The organism is Cupriavidus pauculus, assembly GCF_008801835.1.
In the GTDB taxonomy this organism is placed as follows: Bacteria; Pseudomonadota; Gammaproteobacteria; order Burkholderiales; family Burkholderiaceae; genus Cupriavidus; species Cupriavidus pauculus.
This window is the reverse complement of sequence record NZ_VZOW01000012.1, coordinates 53,316-72,764: the sequence shown is the minus strand read 5'-3', so window position 1 is coordinate 72,764 and position 19,449 is coordinate 53,316. Positions and strand designations below refer to the sequence as shown.

At 64.7% G+C, this 19,449-nt stretch carries 17 protein-coding genes; 16 read left to right on the top strand and 1 reads right to left on the bottom strand.

The features are described from left to right. The first annotated feature begins 1 nt into the window (after position 1). The 11 genes from F7R19_RS14540 to F7R19_RS14490 all read left to right on the top strand — a co-directional run bounded on the left by F7R19_RS14540 (position 2) and on the right by F7R19_RS14490 (position 12,218). The gene (locus tag F7R19_RS14540; RefSeq protein WP_150981079.1) at positions 2-796 is read left to right on the top strand and encodes an SDR family NAD(P)-dependent oxidoreductase; all 795 of its coding nucleotides are present in this window, start codon (positions 2-4) and stop codon (positions 794-796) included. A gap of 64 nt (positions 797-860) precedes the next feature. Then, positions 861-1,712 (top strand): enoyl-CoA hydratase family protein, encoded by an 852-nt coding sequence (locus tag F7R19_RS14535; protein ID WP_061958886.1) that lies wholly within the window; start codon positions 861-863, stop codon positions 1,710-1,712. A 9-nt stretch (positions 1,713-1,721) separates the two neighbouring features. Beyond that, positions 1,722-2,897, top strand: a complete 1,176-nt coding sequence (locus tag F7R19_RS14530) for an acyl-CoA dehydrogenase family protein (RefSeq protein WP_150981078.1) — start codon at positions 1,722-1,724, stop codon at positions 2,895-2,897. Between the two features lie 26 nt (positions 2,898-2,923). Beyond that, entirely contained in the window at positions 2,924-4,591 is a 1,668-nt protein-coding gene (locus tag F7R19_RS14525; protein WP_150981077.1) for an AMP-binding protein, read from the top strand. After that, complete coding sequence (locus F7R19_RS14520; RefSeq protein WP_061958883.1) at positions 4,588-5,010, top strand: acyl-CoA thioesterase; 423 nt, start codon at positions 4,588-4,590, stop codon at positions 5,008-5,010. The genes F7R19_RS14525 and F7R19_RS14520 overlap by 4 nt, the downstream gene beginning before the upstream one ends. Before the next feature lie 27 nt (positions 5,011-5,037). Next, positions 5,038-5,451, top strand: a complete 414-nt coding sequence (locus tag F7R19_RS14515; protein WP_150981076.1) for a RidA family protein — start codon at positions 5,038-5,040, stop codon at positions 5,449-5,451. A 363-nt stretch (positions 5,452-5,814) separates the two neighbouring features. Then, the gene (gene carA, locus F7R19_RS14510) at positions 5,815-6,963 is read left to right on the top strand and encodes a glutamine-hydrolyzing carbamoyl-phosphate synthase small subunit (RefSeq protein WP_150981075.1); all 1,149 of its coding nucleotides are present in this window, start codon (positions 5,815-5,817) and stop codon (positions 6,961-6,963) included. 35 nt (positions 6,964-6,998) lie between these two features. Continuing rightward, the gene (leuE, locus tag F7R19_RS14505; protein WP_061958880.1) at positions 6,999-7,679 is read left to right on the top strand and encodes a leucine efflux protein LeuE; all 681 of its coding nucleotides are present in this window, start codon (positions 6,999-7,001) and stop codon (positions 7,677-7,679) included. 67 nt (positions 7,680-7,746) lie between these two features. Continuing rightward, positions 7,747-10,995, top strand: coding sequence for a carbamoyl-phosphate synthase large subunit (carB, locus tag F7R19_RS14500; protein ID WP_150981074.1), 3,249 nt, complete (start codon positions 7,747-7,749; stop codon positions 10,993-10,995). 231 nt (positions 10,996-11,226) lie between these two features. After that, positions 11,227-11,703 carry a transcription elongation factor GreA gene (gene greA / locus F7R19_RS14495; protein ID WP_061960252.1) on the top strand — a complete coding sequence of 159 codons (477 nt, stop codon included), beginning with the start codon at positions 11,227-11,229 and terminating at the stop codon, positions 11,701-11,703. Between the two features lie 11 nt (positions 11,704-11,714). Beyond that, positions 11,715-12,218, top strand: coding sequence for a DUF4149 domain-containing protein (locus F7R19_RS14490; RefSeq protein WP_061960253.1), 504 nt, complete (start codon positions 11,715-11,717; stop codon positions 12,216-12,218). Between the two features lie 71 nt (positions 12,219-12,289). On the opposite strand, the gene F7R19_RS14485 is transcribed toward F7R19_RS14490, so the two are convergent. Beyond that, positions 12,290-12,793, bottom strand: coding sequence for a YhbY family RNA-binding protein (locus F7R19_RS14485; protein ID WP_061960254.1), 504 nt, complete (start codon positions 12,791-12,793; stop codon positions 12,290-12,292). A gap of 144 nt (positions 12,794-12,937) precedes the next feature. Here F7R19_RS14485 and F7R19_RS14480 point away from each other — a divergent pair, with 144 nt between their 5' ends. From F7R19_RS14480 to pstS, 5 genes are all read left to right on the top strand, one after another. Further along, the gene (locus tag F7R19_RS14480; protein WP_061960255.1) at positions 12,938-13,609 is read left to right on the top strand and encodes an RlmE family RNA methyltransferase; all 672 of its coding nucleotides are present in this window, start codon (positions 12,938-12,940) and stop codon (positions 13,607-13,609) included. 199 nt (positions 13,610-13,808) lie between these two features. Further along, positions 13,809-15,710 (top strand): ATP-dependent zinc metalloprotease FtsH, encoded by a 1,902-nt coding sequence (gene ftsH / locus F7R19_RS14475; protein WP_150981073.1) that lies wholly within the window; start codon positions 13,809-13,811, stop codon positions 15,708-15,710. A gap of 118 nt (positions 15,711-15,828) precedes the next feature. Next, a complete protein-coding gene (gene folP / locus F7R19_RS14470; RefSeq protein ID WP_150981072.1) occupies positions 15,829-16,698 on the top strand; it encodes a dihydropteroate synthase in 870 nt (289 codons plus the stop codon). A 1-nt stretch (position 16,699) separates the two neighbouring features. Further along, positions 16,700-18,046 (top strand): phosphoglucosamine mutase, encoded by a 1,347-nt coding sequence (glmM, locus tag F7R19_RS14465; RefSeq protein WP_150981071.1) that lies wholly within the window; start codon positions 16,700-16,702, stop codon positions 18,044-18,046. A gap of 312 nt (positions 18,047-18,358) precedes the next feature. Then, a complete protein-coding gene (gene pstS, locus F7R19_RS14460; RefSeq protein ID WP_061959256.1) occupies positions 18,359-19,390 on the top strand; it encodes a phosphate ABC transporter substrate-binding protein PstS in 1,032 nt (343 codons plus the stop codon). The last annotated feature ends 59 nt before the right edge of the window (positions 19,391-19,449 follow it).

Sequence of the window (19,449 nt, the reverse complement as noted above, 5' to 3'; positions counted from 1 at the left end):
CATGACATACGATCTGCAGGGCCGTCATGCATTGGTGACCGGTGGCGCGCGCGGCATTGGCGCGGCGATCGCGCGCCGCCTGCTCGATGCGGGCGCCAGCGTCACGCTGGTCGGTCGCGATCGCACCGTGCTGGATGCCGCGATGCAGGCGCTCGAGCCGTTCGCGGTGGACGGCGCGGCGTTGGGCACGGCCACTGCCGATATCACCGACGCCGATGCGGTCGATGCCGCGTTCGCGCTGGCCACCGAAGCGCGCGGGCCGGTCACGCTGCTGGTCAACAACGCCGGCCAGGCGTACAGCGCGCCCTTCGGCAAGACCGATCTTGCGCACTGGCAACGCATGCTCGATGTCAATCTCACCGGCACGTTCCTGTGCACGCAGGCGGCGTTGCCGGCGATGGTCGCGCAGGGCTGGGGTCGCATCGTCAACGTGGCCAGCACGGCCGGACTGATCGGCTATGGCTATGTCACGGCATATTGCGCGGCCAAGCACGGCGTGATCGGGCTGACGCGCGCGCTGGCGCTGGAGCTGGCCACCAAGGGCATCACCGTCAATGCGGTATGCCCGGGTTATACCGAAACCGACATCGTGCGCGACGCCGTGGCCAATATCGGCGACAAGACCGGCCGCACCGAAGCGCAGGCGCGCGCCGAACTGGCCGCGCGCAATCCGCAAAAGCGCCTGGTGCAGCCCGACGAGGTGGCCGATGCGGTGGCGTGGCTGTGCCGCCCGCAGGCGTCGGCCATCACCGGGCAGGCCATCCCGGTGGCGGGCGGCGAAGTGATGGCCGGCTGAACGGCACCACGCCACGCATCGACACGCATCAACCATCGAACGAGATCATGGAGCGAGACCCACAATGAGCGATGTTGCACTGGACATGCGCCACCACAAGCGCGCTTTCGCCAACTACCAGCCGAAGCATTTCCTGTGGTCCGTGTCGGCCGATGGCAAGGTGGCCACGATCACGCTGAACCGGCCCGAGCGCAAGAATCCGCTGACGTTCGATTCGTATGCCGAACTGCGCGATCTGTTTCGCGGCCTCTGCTACGCCACCGACATCAAGGCCGTGGTGGTGACTGGCGCGGGCGGCAACTACTGCTCCGGCGGCGACGTGCACGAGATCATCGGCCCGCTGACGCGCATGACGATGCCCGAACTGCTCGACTTCACGCGCATGACCGGCGATCTGGTCAAGGCCATGCGCGCGTGCCCGCAACCGATTGTCAGCGCGGTCGACGGCATCTGCGCCGGCGCGGGGGCGATGATGGCGCTGGCCTCGGACCTGCGGCTCGGCACGCCCGAGGCGAAGACGGCGTTCCTGTTCGTGCGCGTGGGGCTGGCCGGCGCGGACATGGGCGCCTGCACGCTGCTGCCGCGCATGATCGGCCAGGGCCGCGCCAGCGAGCTGCTGTACACCGGGCGGGCGATGACCGCGCAGGAAGGCGTGGATTGGGGCTTCTTCAATGCGCTGCATGCGTCGGACGGCGTGCTCGGCGCGGCGCAGGCGCTGGCCGCGCAGATCGCCGCGGGCCCGACCTTCGCGCACGGCGTGACCAAGAAGCTGCTGCATCAGGAATGGAACATGGGCGTTGACGAGGCCATCGAGGCAGAGGCTGAAGCGCAGGCCATCTGCATGCAGACGCGCGATTTCCGGCGCGCCTATGACGCGTTTGTCGCCAAACAAAAGCCGGTTTTCGAAGGCGATTGAGGAGCGCGCATGAGTGACAAGACCTATCTCGATCTGCCGTTTTTCGACGACGCTCACCGTCGTCTCGAAAGCGAGCTCGACGCCTGGTGCGCCGGACATGTGCGCGACATCGATCATCACGACGCCGATGCGGCGTGCCGCACGCTGGTGCGCAAGCTCGGTCAGGCCGGCTGGTTGCGCTACTGCGTGCCGCAGGCCTTCGGCGGCGCGTTGCCGGCGCTCGATTCCCGCGCCCTGTGCGTGTTGCGCGAAACGCTGGCGCGTCACGACGGACTGGCCGATTTCGCCTTTGCGATGCAGGGGCTCGGCTCCGGCGCCATCACGCTGGCCGGCAGCGACGCAGTGCGCGAACGCTATCTGCCGCGCGTAGCCAAAGGGGAGGCGATCGCGGCGTTTGCGCTATCGGAGCCGGAGGCAGGCAGCGACGTGGCAGCGATGCAATGCAGCGCGCGGCTTTCCGAAGACGGCACGCATTATGTGCTGGACGGCGCCAAGACGTGGATATCGAACGGCGGCATCGCCGACTTCTACTGCGTGTTCGCGCGCACCGGCGAAGCGCCCGGCGCGCGTGGCATCTCGGCGTTCGTGGTCGATGCCGATACGCCGGGCCTGACGATTGCTGAACGAATCGACGTGATCGCGCCACATCCGCTGGCAACGCTGCGCTTTGACAACTGCCGCGTGCCGGTGGGCCACCGCCTGGGCGAAGCGGGGCAGGGCTTCAAGGTGGCGATGATGACGCTGGACATTTTCCGCGCGTCAGTGGCGGCGGCGGCGCTGGGATTCGGCCGCGCAGCGCTTGACGATGCGCTGGCACGCGCCACTTCGCGCCCGATGTTCGGCGGGGTTCTGTCCGACCTGCAACTGACCCAGGCGGCGATCGGCGATATGGCGACGGCAATCGACGCCGCGGCGCTGCTGACCTATCGCGCCGCGTGGCTGCGCGATGTCCGCCAGCAACGCACCACGCGCGAAGCGGCAATGGCCAAAATGGTCGCCACCGAGAACGCGCAGCAGGTGATCGACCGCGCGGTGCAGATGTTCGGCGGGCTTGGCGTGAAGGTGGGGACGCGCGTGGAAAGCCTGTATCGCGAGATCCGCTCGCTGCGCATTTACGAAGGCGCCACCGAAGTGCAGAAGCTGATCATCGCGCGCGAAACGCTCGCCGCGCGCCAGCACGCCTGACCATCCCACACGAACCGGAGACAAGCATGGTCGCCCCCAATGTTGCCTCGGCCCATATCGATACGTTCGCGCAGGATCGCCTGCCGCCGCGGAATGCCTGGCCCGTGTTCCAGTTCAATGACGACACGCGTTATCCCGCGCGCATCAACGCCGCGGTGGAACTGGTCGACAGGCATGTCGCACAGGGAGACGGTGCGCGCGTGGCGGTGCGTCACGAGCGCGACGACCGGATCGAGACGGTGAGCTACGCGCAACTGGCGGCGCTGGTCAATCGCATCGCCCATGTGCTCGTGGAGGACATGGGGCTGGTGCCGGGTAATCGCGTGCTGCTGCGCGGGCCGAACAACCTGATGATGGCGGCAAGCTGGCTGGCAACGCTGAAGGCGGGGCTGATCGCCGTGGCGACCATGCCGCTGCTGCGTGCGAAGGAACTGCGCCAGATCATCGACAAGGCACAGGTCAGTGCGGCGCTGTGCGACGACCGGCTGCGCGAGGAACTGGAAACCAATCGGCGTGCGGACAGCGAGCATTTCTGTCCGACGATTGTGTCGGTGCGCTACTTCAACGGCACCGGCGAAGACGCGCTGGAAACGGCGATGGACAGCAAGCCGGACACGTTCGATGCGTGCGACACCGCAGCCGACGACATCTGCCTGATCGCCTTCACGAGCGGCACCACGGGCCAGCCCAAGGGCACGGTGCATTTTCATCGCGATGTGCTGGCGATGTGCGACCTGTTCCCGCGGCACGTACTGAAGCCGACGCCGGACGACATCTTCTGCGGCACGCCGCCGCTGGCGTTTACGTTCGGGCTCGGCGGCATGCTGTGCTTTCCGTTGCGGATCGGCGCGTCCACCGCGCTGGCCGAAAAGCTGACGCCGGAAACCTTGCTCAAGCTGATCCAGACGCATCGCGCCACGATTGTGTTTACCGCGCCAACGTTCTATCGACAGATGGCGACGCTCGCCGGCCAGTTCGACCTATCGAGCCTGAAGAAAAGCGTGTCGGCCGGCGAGGCGCTGCCCGACGCCACGCGACAGGCATGGAAGGCGGCCACCGGCATCGAGATGACGGACGGGCTGGGCGGCACCGAGATGATGCACATCTTCGTGTCCAGCGCCGGCGACGACGTGCGTGCTGGTGCGGTGGGCCGCGTGGTGCCGGGCTACGAGGCGCGCATCGTCGACGACGACATGAAGCCTGTGCCGCCGGGCACGGTCGGCAAGCTTGCCGTGCGCGGACCTACCGGTTGCCGCTATCTCGACGACGACCGCCAGTCCGTGTACGTGCGCGACGGCTGGAATCTGCCGGGCGACACCTTCATGTGCGACGCCGACGGCTACTACTTCTATCAGGCGCGCTCGGACGACATGATCATCTCGGCCGGCTACAACATCGCCGGGCCCGAGGTGGAGGGCACGCTGCTGCGCCACGAACACGTGGCCGAATGTGGCGTGGTGGGCGCCCCGGACGCCGAGCGCGGGCAGGTGGTGATGGCCTACGTGGTGCTGCGCCCCGGCGTGGACGCGAGCGATGCGACGCGCAGCGCGTTGCAGGACTACTGCAAGCGCGAGATCGCGCCGTACAAGTACCCGCGCCGCATTGAATTCGTGACCGCGCTGCCGCGCACGGAGACAGGCAAGCTGCAACGCTTCCGCCTGCGGCAAATGGCGTCCGAGGATGCGCGGTCATGAGCGTGGCGTTCAGCAAGCCGGTGCGCGTGCGCTTCAAGCATTGCGACGCGGCGGGCATCGTGTTCTATCCGCGCTATTTCGAGATGCTCAACGACCTTATCGAGGACTGGTTCGACGAGGCGCTCGACTGGCCGTTCGATGCGATGCACCTGTCGGCGCATGCCGGCGTTCCCACGGCCGAACTGCAATGCCGGTTCGTCGCGCCAAGCCGGCTGGGCGAGCGCCTGACCCGGCAACTGCGCGTGACGCACATCGGCCGCAGCAGTGTCGTGGTGGCGATCCGCTTTGCCGGTGGCGACGACGACACGCGCCTGGAAATCACCCAGCGGCTGGTCTGCGTCGATACCCGCACGATGCATCCACAAGCGCTGCCTGACGCGGTGCGCACCGCAATGGGGCGCTATCTGGCGGCAGCCTGACACGACAACCTTTCAGGAAATCACATCATGTTGAAGACATTGCAACCGCCCGACTGGGCGCCGCCCAAGGGATACGCCAACGGCATCATGGCCGAGCTGCAGGTGGGCAGCCGCCTGATCTTTGTCGGCGGGCAGATCGGCTGGAACGGGCAGTGCGAATTCGAGACCGATGATTTCGCGCTGCAGGTGGCACAGGCGCTGCGCAATATCGTGGCGGTGCTCGAGCAGGGCGGCGCGCGTGCCGAACACATTACGCGCATGACGTGGTACGTGAAGGACAAGGCGGAATACGTCGGTGCCTACAAGGCGATCGGCCAGCATTATCGCGATATCGTCGGTCGGCATTTTCCGGCCATGACCGCGGTGGAAGTGGCCGACCTGGTCGAGGCGCGCGCAAAGGTGGAGATCGAGGTCACGGCGGTGGTGCCGCCGGGCGCCTGATCGACCATCAGGCGACACGCGCGCGCAGATCGGGCGCGGATCGGGCGGCGCTGGCGGAGCCGGTCGCGGCATAGGCCGGCGAGCCGTGGCGGCGGCGTCGCCCGTCGCCACTGTCCATCGTAAGTTATTGATAACTTGAGAAATTGGGTGCGGCGGGATATAATTCGAAAGTTTCGCTTTCAGAACCCTTCACCCTAGCGCCTACCGTATTCCACCTTCCGCCGCTCCGTTTGCGCGGCGTTTTCATGCACCGCACAAAAGTGATGAAAATGCCATGCGCCTGCCGGCCCTTCGATGGGCCGCCCACGGAGCACGAGGCGTTGAGCAGGTCGGTCACGGGGTGAGTCCAGCAGGAGCCTACCCGTGTTACCGTCTTTTCCGTCCGCCATCCTCGCGCTTGCAGACGGCACGGTCTTTCGTGGCTATTCCATCGGCGCTTCCGGCCATACGATCGGCGAAGTGGTGTTCAACACCGCCATCACCGGTTATCAGGAAATTCTCACCGACCCGAGCTATTCCCGGCAGATCGTCACGCTGACGTATCCGCATATCGGCAATTACGGTGTGAATCCTGAGGATGTCGAAGCCACGAAAGTCCATGCCGCCGGCCTGATCATCAAGGATCTGCCGATTCTGGCCTCCAATTTCCGCAAGGAACACACGCTCGCCCATTACCTGAAGCAGGAAAAGGTGGTGGCGATCTCCGGCATCGACACTCGCAAGCTGACGCGCATTCTCCGTGAGAAGGGCGCGCAGAACGGCTGCATCTTGGCCGGCGAGGACAATGTCCAGAAGGCCATCGATCTGGCGCGCTCGTTCCCGGGCCTGTCGGGCATGGATCTGGCAAAGGTCGTGTCCGTCAAGGAACCGTACGAATGGACCCAGACCGAATGGAAGCTGGGCGAGGGCTACGGCAAGCAGGACAAGCCGCAGTTCCATGTGGTGGCGTTCGATTACGGCGTCAAGTTCAACATCCTGCGCATGCTGGCCGAACGCGGCTGCAAGGTCACGGTGCTGCCGGCGCAAGCCAGCGCCGCCGATGCGCTGGCGCTGAATCCGGACGGCATCTTCCTGTCGAACGGCCCCGGCGACCCGGAGCCTTGCGACTACGCGATCGCCGCGACGCGCGAGTTCATTGCGCGCGGCATCCCCACGTTCGGCATCTGCCTGGGTCACCAGATCATGGCGCTGGCCGTTGGCGCGAAGACGCTCAAGATGAGCACGGGCCATCATGGCGCCAATCACCCGGTCAAGGACCACGATGACGGGCGCGTGGTGATCACGTCGCAGAACCACGGTTTCGCGGTCGATGCATCGACGCTGCCGGCCAACGCGCGCGTCACGCATACGTCGCTGTTCGACGGCACGCTGCAGGGCTTTGCGCTGACCGACAAGCCCGCGTTCTGTTTCCAGGGCCACCCGGAAGCATCGCCCGGTCCGCATGACATCGCGTACCTGTTCGACCGCTTCACCAAGCTGATGCAGGACGCGCGCGCCAAGGCCGCCGCCTGAGAACGGGAAACGGGAAACAGGAAACAGGACTCGCCATGAACGCCTTTATGCACGCCAGCTTGGGCATTACCGATTTCTGGACCTTCGCGCTCGGCACGATCTTCATCGTGCTGCTGCCGGGGCCGAACTCGATGTATGTGCTGTCGGTGGCCGCGCAGCGCGGCGTGCGCCAAGGCTACAAGGGCGCGTGCGGAGTGTTTCTTGGCGACGCGATCCTGATGGTGCTGTCGGCCGCGGGCGTGGCGTCGCTGCTCAAGGCCAGCCCCGGGCTGTTCCACGTCGTCAAGTACGTCGGCGCGGGCTACCTCGCCTGGATCGGCTTGCAGATGCTGCGCGGCGCGCTGCGCAGTTGGTCGAAGCGCGCCAAGGCCGACGACGCCGCGCCGGAAGCAGCCGCGCCGGTGGACCGGTCGGCCAATCCGTTCACCAAGGCGCTGGTGATCAGCCTGCTCAATCCCAAGGCCATCCTGTTTTTCATTTCGTTCTTCATCCAGTTCGTGGATCCGCAGTTCGCGTATCCGGCGCTGTCGTTCGTGGCGCTTGGACTGGTCTGCCAGATCTGCAGCTTCGCCTACCTGACCTCGATCATTTTCGTGGGCGCGAAGCTGGCCGAAGCGTTCCGCCGCCGACGCCGCCTTGCCGCGGGCATGTCGAGCGGAGTCGGCGCGATGTTCATCGGCTTCGGCGCCAAGCTGGCCACGGCCACCCTGAGCTGACGGTCAAAACCTGATATCCGGTACGGCGCGCGGGAACACGCGCGCCGGCCAACAAAGAGAGCGTGCAATGCCAAAACGCACAGACATCAAGAGCATCCTCATCATCGGCGCGGGCCCGATCATCATCGGCCAGGCGTGCGAATTCGACTACTCCGGCGCGCAGGCCTGCAAGGCGCTGCGCGAGGAGGGCTTCAAGGTCATCCTGGTCAACTCGAACCCGGCGACCATCATGACGGACCCGAACACGGCCGACGTGACCTATATCGAGCCGATCACCTGGGAAGTGGTCGAGCGCATCATCGAAAAGGAACGCCCGGACGCGATCCTGCCGACGATGGGCGGCCAGACGGCGCTGAATTGCGCGCTGGACCTGCATCGCCACGGCGTGCTGGACAAGTACAAGGTGGAACTGATCGGCGCGTCGCCCGAGGCGATCGACAAGGCCGAGGACCGCCAGAAGTTCAAGGACGCGATGACCAAGATCGGTCTCGGTTCGGCCAAGTCCGGCATCGCCCACTCGATGGATGAAGCGGTGGCCGTGCAGTCGCGCATTGCCCAGGAAACCGGCGGTACCGGCTATCCGATCGTGATCCGCCCGTCGTTCACGCTGGGCGGCACCGGCGGCGGCATCGCCTACAACCGCGAGGAATTCGAAGAGATCTGCAAGCGCGGCCTGGACCTGTCGCCGACGCGCGAACTGCTGATCGAAGAGTCGCTGCTCGGCTGGAAGGAATACGAGATGGAAGTCGTTCGCGACCGCGCGGACAACTGCATCATCATCTGCTCGATCGAAAACCTCGACCCGATGGGCATTCACACGGGCGATTCGATCACCGTGGCGCCGGCGCAGACGCTGACCGACAAGGAATATCAGATCCTGCGTAACGCATCGCTGGCCGTGCTGCGCGAAATCGGCGTCGACACCGGCGGCTCGAACGTGCAGTTCTCGATCAATCCGGCCGATGGCCGCATGATCGTGATCGAAATGAACCCGCGCGTGTCGCGTTCGTCGGCCCTGGCTTCCAAGGCCACGGGTTTCCCGATCGCCAAGGTTGCGGCCAAGCTGGCCGTGGGCTACACGCTGGACGAACTCAAGAACGAAATCACCGGCGGCCAGACCCCGGCGTCGTTCGAGCCGTCGATCGACTACGTGGTCACCAAGGTGCCGCGTTTCGCGTTCGAGAAGTTCCCGCAGGCCGACAGCCACCTGACCACGCAGATGAAGTCCGTCGGCGAGGTGATGGCGATGGGCCGCACGTTCCAGGAGTCGTTCCAGAAGGCGCTGCGCGGCCTGGAAGTCGGCGTGGATGGCCTGGACGAGAAGTCGACCGACCGCGACGAAGTGGTCGAGGAAATCGGCGAAGCCGGTCCGGACCGCATCTGGTTCGTCGGCGATGCGTTCCGCCTTGGCATGTCGCTGGAAGAAGTACATGCCGAGACAGCCATCGATCCGTGGTTCCTGGCCCAGATCGAAGACATCGTGAAGACCGAAGGGCTGGTGCGCAACCGCACGCTGGACAGCCTGTCGGCCGCCGAGCTGCGCCTGCTCAAGCAGAAGGGCTTTTCGGACCGCCGTCTGGCCAAGCTGCTCAAGACCAGCGCCAAGGCTGTGCGCGAGGCGCGCGTGGCGCAAAACGTGCGCCCGGTCTACAAGCGCGTGGACACCTGCGCGGCGGAATTCGCCACCAACACCGCGTACATGTACGGCACCTATGAGGCCGAGCATGGCGAATGCGAGGCGCAGCCGACCGGCAACCGCAAGATCATGGTGCTGGGCGGCGGTCCGAACCGGATCGGCCAGGGCATCGAGTTCGACTACTGCTGCGTGCACGCCGCGCTGGCGCTGCGCGAAGACGGGTACGAGACCATCATGGTCAACTGCAACCCGGAAACCGTATCGACCGACTACGACACCTCGGACCGCCTGTACTTCGAGCCGCTGACGCTGGAAGACGTGCTGGAAATCGTCGACAAGGAAAAGCCAGTCGGCGTGATCGTCCAGTACGGCGGCCAGACGCCGCTGAAGCTGGCGCTGGACCTGGAAGCCAACGGCGTGCCGATCATCGGCACCAGCCCCGACATGATCGACGCCGCGGAAGACCGCGAGCGCTTCCAGAAGCTGCTGCAGGACCTGGGTCTGCGCCAGCCGCCCAACCGCACCGCGCGCGCCGAGGACGAGGCGCTGCGCCTGGCCGAGGAAATCGGTTATCCGCTGGTGGTGCGCCCGTCGTACGTGCTGGGCGGACGCGCCATGGAAATCGTGCATGAGCCGCGCGATCTCGAACGCTACATGCGCGAGGCCGTGAAGGTGTCCAACGATTCGCCGGTGCTGCTCGACCGCTTCCTGAACGACGCGATCGAATGCGACGTCGATGCCCTGTGCGACGGTCAGCGCGTGTTTATCGGCGGCGTGATGGAGCACATCGAGCAGGCTGGCGTGCACTCGGGCGATTCGGCGTGCTCGCTGCCGCCGTACTCGCTGTCGCAGGCCACCGTTGACGAACTGAAGCGCCAGACCGCCGCGATGGCAAAGGCGCTGAACGTGATCGGCCTGATGAACGTGCAGTTCGCCATCCAGCAGAAGGACGGCGAGGACGTGGTGTACGTGCTGGAAGTCAATCCGCGCGCCTCGCGTACCGTGCCGTACGTGTCGAAGGCCACCGGCCTGTCGCTGGCCAAGATCGCCGCGCGCTGCATGGCCGGCCAGTCGCTCGATTCGCAGGGCATTGGCGCGGAAGTGGTGCCGCCGTACTTCAGCGTCAAGGAAGCCGTGTTCCCGTTCAACAAGTTCCCGGGCGTCGATCCGGTCCTCGGACCTGAAATGCGCTCGACCGGCGAAGTGATGGGCGTGGGCAAGGTGTTCGGCGAGGCGTTGTTCAAGAGCCAGCTGGCAGCCGGTTCGCGCCTGCCCGAAAAGGGCACGGTGCTGATCACGGTGAAGGACAGCGACAAGCCGCGCGCCGTGACGGTGGCCCGCATGCTGCACGACCTGGGCTATCCGATCGTCGCCACGCGCGGCACGGCATCGGCCATCGAGGCGGCCGGCATTCCGGTCCGCGTGGTGAACAAGGTCAAGGATGGCCGCCCGCATATCGTGGACATGATCAAGAACGGCGAGCTGGCCCTGGTCTTCACGACAGTCGACGAGACGCGCACGGCGATTGCCGATTCGCGCTCGATCCGTATCGCCGCGCTGGCCAACCGTGTGCCGTACTACACCACCATCGCCGGCGCCAATGCTGCGGTGGAAGGCCTCAAGCACATGCAGAGCCTGGAGGTCTACGACCTGCAGGGCCTGCACAAGCAACTGGCCTGAAGGCCGATCGCCATGCTGCGGTGCGCACAGTCGCACCGGGGCGTGGCGCCGCCGCCGGGTTGAAACCGGCGGCGGTTCTGGCCTACACTACGTCGAATTCGCCGACTCCCCGGGCCGATGTGCCGTGGAGTCCCATCTGAAAGCCGCGGTTGAGCGGAAGTGCCGTCCGGCAAGGTTTGCCGGGGCATGGCTCCAGCTCCGCTGCGGCTGATTTTTTTGTTGAACGAGACAATGAGCACCATTCCGATTACCAAGCGTGGCGCGGAGCTCCTGAAGGAAGAACTGCAGCGCCTCAAGGCCGTCGAACGTCCCGCGGTGATCAACGCGATCTCCGAGGCGCGCGCCCAGGGCGACCTGTCGGAAAACGCCGAATACGACGCTGCCAAGGAAAAGCAGGCCTTTATCGAAGGCCGTATCCAGGAAGTGGAAGCCAAGCTGTCGGCCGCGCAGATCATCGACCCGACCCAGCTCGACACCGATGGCCGCATCGTGTTCGGCGCCACCGTGGACCTGGAAGACCTGGAATCGGGCAAGCCCGTGAGCTACCAGATCGTGGGCGACGACGAGGCGGACCTGGACAGCGGCAAGATCTCGGTCAGCTCGCCGATCGCGCGCGCCCTGATCGGCAAGTTCGAAGGCGATGTGGCCGTCGTGCTGGCCCCCGGCGGCGAGCGCGAATACGAAGTCATCACCGTTCGCTACATCTGATCGGGACGGACGTGTTTTCGTCTTCCTACTCGAACCTGCCGCCGCTGCCCCATCGCATTTTCCTGCTGCTGACAGTGGTTTGGGCCGGCAGCCTGTGGACGGTGGGCTACATGGTGGCGCCCACGCTGTTTGCCGTATTGCCGAGCCGCGAGGCGGCGGGCATGGTGGCGGGCCATCTGTTCCGCTATGAGGCCATGCTGGGTGTGACGATCGGCGTGCTGCAGCTGGTGCTGTGCAACGTGCTGATCCGCCGCGGCGCCGCGCGTTATCGCGCATTGCGCTGGATCGTCCTGAGCATGCTGGTGTGCGTGCTGGCGGGCTATTTTGGCGTGCAGCCGTTCATGGAGGGGCTCAAGGTCAAGGCGCAGGCGATGAACCTGGGCGTGTCCGAATCGCCGTACAAGAGCCAGTTCGGCATGCTGCACGGCGTGTCCAGCGTCTTTTATCTGGCGCAGAGCCTGCTGGCGCTGGTGCTGGTCTGGCGTGCCAGTGCGCCGCGCAGCGCCGGAGAGTGACGCCCGCATAAGAAAAGGCGGCCATGGCCGCCTTTTTCATGATCCACGGGAACCGGCTAGCCGGCCGGGAATCAACCCAATGCCTTCTTCTTCTGGCTGGACGGCCGTGCGCGAGCGCGCTTGACGTTGCCGCCCTGGGTGACCCGCTCGTTGCCGAGCACGCGGACCTGGGTGCTTTTCGGACGGCGCTGGCTGGAGCCGGTAGGCTTGCGCACCGTGACCGTGCGTGGCGCAGTGCCGGTGCCAAGACGGCGACGGCCCGGGCCGAGGTCTTCGGGCTGGTTTTCTTCCAGGCGCGCCGGACCCGGGCGCCAGATCACCAGCAGCTTGCCGATGTGCTGGATCGGTGCGGCGTCGAGTTCGTCGCAGATCGATTCGTAGATGGCAATGCGCGTATCGCGTTCGTCACCGAACACGCGGATCTTGATCAGGTCGTGGGCCGCCAGGCTGCGGTCGATTTCGGCCAGGACCGAGCGGGTCAGGCCTTCCGCGCCGATCATGACCACGGGATTGAGGCCGTGCGCGCGGGAGCGCAAATCGGAGCGTTGTGCGGGAACGAGTTGTAGGGCGGGCATTGGGAACGCAAATATCGGATTGGCGCGTATTATCCGCCAAAATGTCGCCGGCAGGCGGCAAAGATCACCAAGATCGGGAGAAAAAGCCGCGATGCGATCACCGCAGGTGACGCAAGGGCTCCCGCAAAGAGGTAAATCTCATTCATGGCCAAGGGCAAGAACAAGTTCAACCAGTCGTGGCTGCACGACCACATCAACGATCCGTACGTGAAGATGGCACAGCGCGAGGGCTACCGGGCGCGCGCGGCGTACAAGCTCAAGGAGATCGACGACCAGGACAAGCTGATCCAGCCGGGCCAGGTCATCGTCGACCTGGGCGCGGCGCCGGGCAGCTGGAGCCAGTACGCGCGCAACCGGCTGGCGGCGTCGCCGCGCGCCCAGGACGGCAAGATCGACGGAGCGGTGATCGCCATCGACATCCTGCCGATGGAGCCGGTGGCCGACGTGACGTTCATCCAGGGCGATTTCCGTGACGAAGCAGTGTTCCGGGAGCTGGAAGGGGTTGTGCTGGAAGCCTCCGGAGGATCGAGAATCGATCTTGTTATCTCCGATATGGCCCCCAATTTGTCCGGTGTGGCGTCGGCCGATGCGGCGCGGATCGAATATTTGTGCGATCTGGCGCTCGAATTTGCCCAGGCTCACCTGAAACCGGAGGGGTCGCTGCTGGTAAAGTGTTTCCACGGCTCCGGCTACAGCCAGATCGTGGAGAAGTTCAAACGTCAGTTCAAGGTGGTCGCCAGCCGCAAGCCCAAGGCGTCGCGCGACAAGTCTTCAGAAACCTTCATTCTTGGGCGTTACTTGAAGTCAGTGGACTGACAAGAGGTCGGCAGTACGCGTCAAGTGCCTCCGGGACGGATTTTTTGGCTTTTTGCGGCGATCCAGGCCCGACTTGCCCGGAACCCGCCGGCTCGGGCACTATCAGTCCCATAGTTTCAGATTTCCCTGCGGGGGCGGGCACTGCATTACAATGCAATGCAGTTATCCGTTGGCAAGGCAATTGCAAAGGAGTTCGGCCTTGAATAACAACCTGTTTCAAAAGGCGGCAATCTGGCTCGTAATCGCGCTGGTATTGTTCACCGTCTTCAAGCAGTTCGACAAACCGCGCGCCCAGGATGGGGTCACCTATTCGCAGTTCATGGATGACGCCAAGAACGGCAAGGTGTCGCGTGTCGACGTGCAAGGCCGCAACCTCGTGGTGTCGCCCAAGGAAGGGTCGAAGTACACCATCATTTCGCCGGGCGACATCTGGATGGTCGGCGATCTGATGAAGTACGGCGTCCAGGTGACCGGCAAGGCCGACGACGAGCCCAACGTGCTGGTGCAGGCGTTGTACTACCTCGGACCGACGTTGCTGATCATCGTGTTCTGGTTCTACATGATGCGGCAGATGCAGGGCGGTGGAAAAGGCGGCGCCTTCTCCTTCGGCAAATCCCGTGCGCGGCTGATCGACGAAAACCAGAACGCTGTGACCTTCGCCGACGTGGCGGGTTGCGACGAATCCAAGGAGGAAGTGGTCGAGCTGGTCGACTTCCTCAAGGATCCTCAGAAATTTCAGAAGCTGGGCGGACGCATTCCGCGCGGCGTGCTGCTGGTTGGCCCTCCGGGCACCGGCAAGACGCTGCTCGCGCGCGCCATCGCCGGCGAAGCCAAGGTGCCTTTCTTCAGCATCTCGGGTTCGGACTTCGTTGAAATGTTTGTCGGCGTGGGCGCGGCCCGCGTGCGCGACATGTTCGAGAACGCCAAGAAGCAGGCGCCTTGCATCGTGTTCATCGACGAAATCGACGCGGTCGGCCGCCATCGTGGCGCCGGCATGGGCGGCGGCAACGACGAGCGCGAGCAGACGCTGAACCAGATGCTGGTCGAGATGGACGGTTTCGAGGCCAACTCGGGCGTGATCGTGATTGCCGCGACCAACCGGGCCGACGTGCTGGACAAGGCGCTGCTGCGTCCGGGCCGTTTCGACCGCCAGGTCTACGTGGGCCTGCCGGACATCCGCGGCCGCGAGCAGATCCTGAAGGTGCATATGCGCAAGGTGCCGATTGGCAACGACGTCGACGCTTCGGTGATCGCGCGCGGCACGCCGGGCTTCTCGGGCGCCGACCTGGCCAACCTGGTCAACGAAGCCGCGCTGTTTGCCGCCCGCCGCAGCAAGCGCGTGGTTGACATGCAGGATTTCGAGGACGCCAAGGACAAGATCTACATGGGTCCGGAGCGCAAGTCGACCGTCATGCGCGAGGAAGAGCGCAAGGCGACGGCTTATCACGAATCGGGCCATGCGGTGGTAGCCAAGCTGTTGCCGAAGGCCGATCCGGTCCACAAGGTCACGATCATGCCGCGCGGCTGGGCGCTGGGCGTGACCTGGCAGTTGCCCGAGCATGACAAGTACTCGAAATACAAGGACAACATGCTCGAGGAAATCGCGATCCTGTTCGGTGGCCGCGCTGCGGAAGAGGTGTTCCTCAACGCCATGAGCACCGGCGCGTCGAACGATTTCGAGCGCGCCACCAAGATTGCCCGCGACATGGTCACGCGCTTCGGCATGAGCGATTCGCTGGGCGCGATGGTCTACGTCGATACAGAGCAGGACGGCATGTTCGGCAAGCTCTCGTCGAAGACCGTGTCCGAAGCCACGCAGCAAAAGGTCGACGCCGAGATCCGTCGCATCATCGACGAGCAATACGCGCTGGCCAAGCGCCTGCTCGAAGAGAATCGCGACAAGGTCGAAGCGATGACCAACGCGCTGATGGAATGGGAAACGATCGACGCCGAGCAGATCAACGACATCATGGCCGGCAAGCCGCCGCGCCCGCCGCGTGGCCTGCAGGGCCCGAGCGGTGGCGGCAGCACGCCGTCGGGCGGGTCCCCGGTGGCGCCGACCAACGCGCCGGCCACGGCGCGGATCGACGACACGGTGTAATCGCTCGGGGTCCGCGACGTAACAGACCGTTTGTAACGGTTTCAAGCGCGGCGGATTCTGATAGCCTCCAAAGCCGGTGCCCGAGTGCACCGGCTTTTTGTTTTTCAGGACATCGAACTTGCCAACCGAGTTTTTTCAATGCGGACGTTTCCGGTTCGCCCGCAATCGACGCCCGCTGGTGATGGGCATCCTCAACGTGACGCCCGATTCTTTTTCGGATGGCGGCCAGCATGCTTCGCGCGACGCGGCGTTGCGCCATGCCGAGCAGATGATCGCCGAAGGCGTCGACATCATCGACATCGGCGGCGAGTCGAGCCGGCCGGGTTCCGCGGCGTTGCCGCTCGATCAGGAACTCGATCGCGTGATGCCGATCGTCGAGGCGTTGGCAGGCTGCGGCAGACCGTTGTCGATCGACACCTACAAGCCCGAGGTCATGCGGGCTGCGCTGGCGGGCGGAGCGGATCTGATCAACGATATCTGGGGTTTGCGCATGCCGGGGGCGGTCGAGGCCGTCGCGGCGGGGCAGGCTGGGCTGTGCGTCATGCACATGCAGCGCGACCCGCAAACCATGCAGGAAGACCCCAAATACGCCGACGTCGTGGCCGAAGTCGCGTCATTTCTGGGCGAGCGCGTGTCAACCCTGCGTGCGGCGGGCGTGGACGAATCGCGCATCCTGCTTGATCCGGGCTTTGGGTTTGGCAAGACTCCGGATCATAATCTGCGCCTGCTCGGGCAAATGCCCAGGCTCGCTGTCGATGGGCTGCCGATCCTTGCCGGCCTGTCGCGCAAATCGACGCTTGGCGCCATCGTGGGCGGCAAGCCGCCGCAGGCGCGCGTGGCGGCAAGCGTCGCGGCGGCAGTCTGCGCCGCAGAACGTGGCGCATTTGTCGTGCGCGTGCACGACGTAGAACAAACCGTGGACGCCCTCAAGGTCTGGTGGGCGATTCGCCATGAATCGGTTGCCTCGTCGGGGCAACAGGGAGAATGAAATGACACGCAAGTATTTTGGGACGGACGGCGTGCGAGGTCGGGTTGGCGAAGTACCGATCACGCCGGACTTTGTGATGCGCCTGGGCTATGCCGCGGGCAAGGTGCTCGCGCTGGGACAGAAAACCGCGCAGGGCAAGCCGACCGTGCTGATCGGCAAGGACACGCGAATTTCCGGCTACATGCTGGAAGCGGCGCTGGAAGCCGGCTTCACGGCGGCGGGTGTCAACGTGCGGATGACCGGCCCGTTGCCAACGCCCGCCATCGCCTATCTGACACGCGCGCTGCGCCTGGCGGCCGGCGTGGTGATTTCGGCCAGCCACAATCCGTATTACGACAACGGCATCAAGTTCTTCTCGGCGTCGGGCGACAAGCTGCCCGACGAAGTCGAAGCCCGGATCGAGGCGTTGGTCGAGGAGCCGATGACCTGCGTGCGTTCCGAGGATCTGGGCCGTGCCAAGCGTATGGAGGATGCGGCCGGGCGATATATCGAATTCTGCAAGAGCACGTTCCCGTACGAGCAGGACCTGCATGCCCTGCGCATCGTGGTCGATTGCGCGCATGGCGCGGCGTACCACATCGCGCCGCACGTATTCCACGAGCTGGGCGCCGAGGTGATCCCAATCGGCAACCAGCCGGACGGCCGCAATATTAACGCCGGCTACGGTGCAACGGCGCCGGAAAAACTGGTGGAAGCGGTGCGCGCGCATCGCGCCGATCTGGGCCTGGCGTTCGACGGCGACGCGGATCGCCTGCAGGTGGTGGACGCCAGTGGCCGGCTCTACAACGGTGACGAGCTGCTGTACCTGATCGTGCGCGACCGCCTGGCCGCCGGCCAGAAGGTGGAGGGCGCGGTCGGCACGCTGATGACCAACATGGCCGTGGAGCTGGCGCTCAAGCGCCAAGGCGTGGAATTCGTGCGCGCCAAGGTCGGCGATCGCTACGTGCTTGAAGAACTCAACAAGCGCGGCTGGCAACTGGGCGGCGAGGGTTCGGGCCATCTGCTCTGCCTGGACCGCCACACCACCGGCGACGGCATTGTGTCGGCGCTGCAGGTGCTGGCGGCCTTGCGCCGTAGCGGCAAGACGCTGGCGCAACTGCTTGAAGGCGTCAGCCTGTTCCCGCAAACGCTGATCAACGTGCGCGTGGAGAAGGGGTTTGAGTGGGAAAGCCATGCCGGCCTGAAAGCCGCGCGCGAGAAGATCGAGCCGGAACTGGAAGGCCGTGGCCGCGTGCTGATCCGCGCCTCGGGTACTGAGCCGGTCGTGCGCGTGATGGTAGAAGCCGAGCAGGTGGAAACCGCCGAGCGCGCCGCCCAGACGTTGGCGAACGCCTTGCGCGCAGCCTGACGCAGGCGCCGCGCGCATCAAAGGGCCACGGCAAGGAGCCGTGGCCTTTTTTCTTCGATTTGGCAATTAACCGCCATATTTCACCGTCACGCGAATAGCAATTGGGGCGTGGCGCAACAGTCTCGGCATAGCGCATTGGGGTGGCTAATAAAGCACGGCAGCAAGTCGACTTTGTGACGGGGCCGCGAATAGCGGTGTTTTCAAATCACGCCGGAAGAAGATTTGGCGATGTCATGGAACTGTCATATAGGGAGCATAAAGTTCGCCTTGTCAAAAATTTGTCATTCCCAACCAATGTTCTCTGGAGGACATATGAAGCTGGTCAAGACTGCCGTTGCAGGCATCGTATCGATTGTTGTGGCGAGTACTGCGTTCGCGGCGGAAATTACCGGTGCTGGCGCCTCTTTCCCGGCGCCCGTGTATTCCAAATGGGCGGACGCCTACCAAAAAGCAACGGGTAACAAGGTCAACTATCAATCCATCGGTTCGTCGGGCGGCATCAAGCAGATCGGCGCCAAGACCGTTGATTTCGGTGCGTCCGACGCCCCGCTGAAGGACGACGAACTGGCCAAGGGTAACCTGGTCCAGTTCCCGACCGTGATCGGCGGCGTGGTGCCCGTGATCAACCTGCAAGGTGTCAAGCCGGGCGAGCTGACCATCACTGGCGAAGTGCTGGCCAACATCTACCTCGGCAAGATCAAGAAGTGGGACGACCCCGCGATCAAGGCCCTGAACCCGAAGGCCCACCTGCCGAACCAGGACATCCTGCCGGTGCGTCGCGCCGATGGCTCGGGCACCACGTTCATCTTCACGAACTACCTGTCGAAGGTCAGCCCTGACTGGAAGAGCTCGGTAGGCGAGGGCACCACCGTCAACTGGCCGGGCGGCGGCACGGGCGGCAAGGGCAACGAAGGCGTGGCCGCTTTCGTGCAGCGTCTGAATGGCGCGATCGGCTACGTCGAGTACGCCTACGCCAAGCAGAACAAGATGACGTACCTGACGATGAAGAACGCGGCAGGTGAAGTGGTGCAGCCCAGCGACGACGCCTTCAAGGCCGCCGCAGCCGGCGCCGACTGGAACAAGTCGTTCTACCAGATCCTGACCAACCAGCCGGGCAAGTCGGCATGGCCGATCGCCGGCGCCACCTTCATCCTGCTGCACAAGACGCAGGACAAGGCAGCGCAGGGCCAGGAAGTCATGAAGTTCTTCGACTGGGCCTACAAGAGCGGTGGCGCGATGGCTTCGGACCTGGACTATGTGCCGCTGCCGGAAGCGGTCGTGAACCAGATCCGCGCTACGTGGAAGAGCAGCATCAAGGACGCTTCGGGCAAGGCGCTGTACTGATCCCAGAAGCGTGCTTTGTCACCGCGCCCGGGGGTGTCCCCGGGTGACAGCGTGACAGG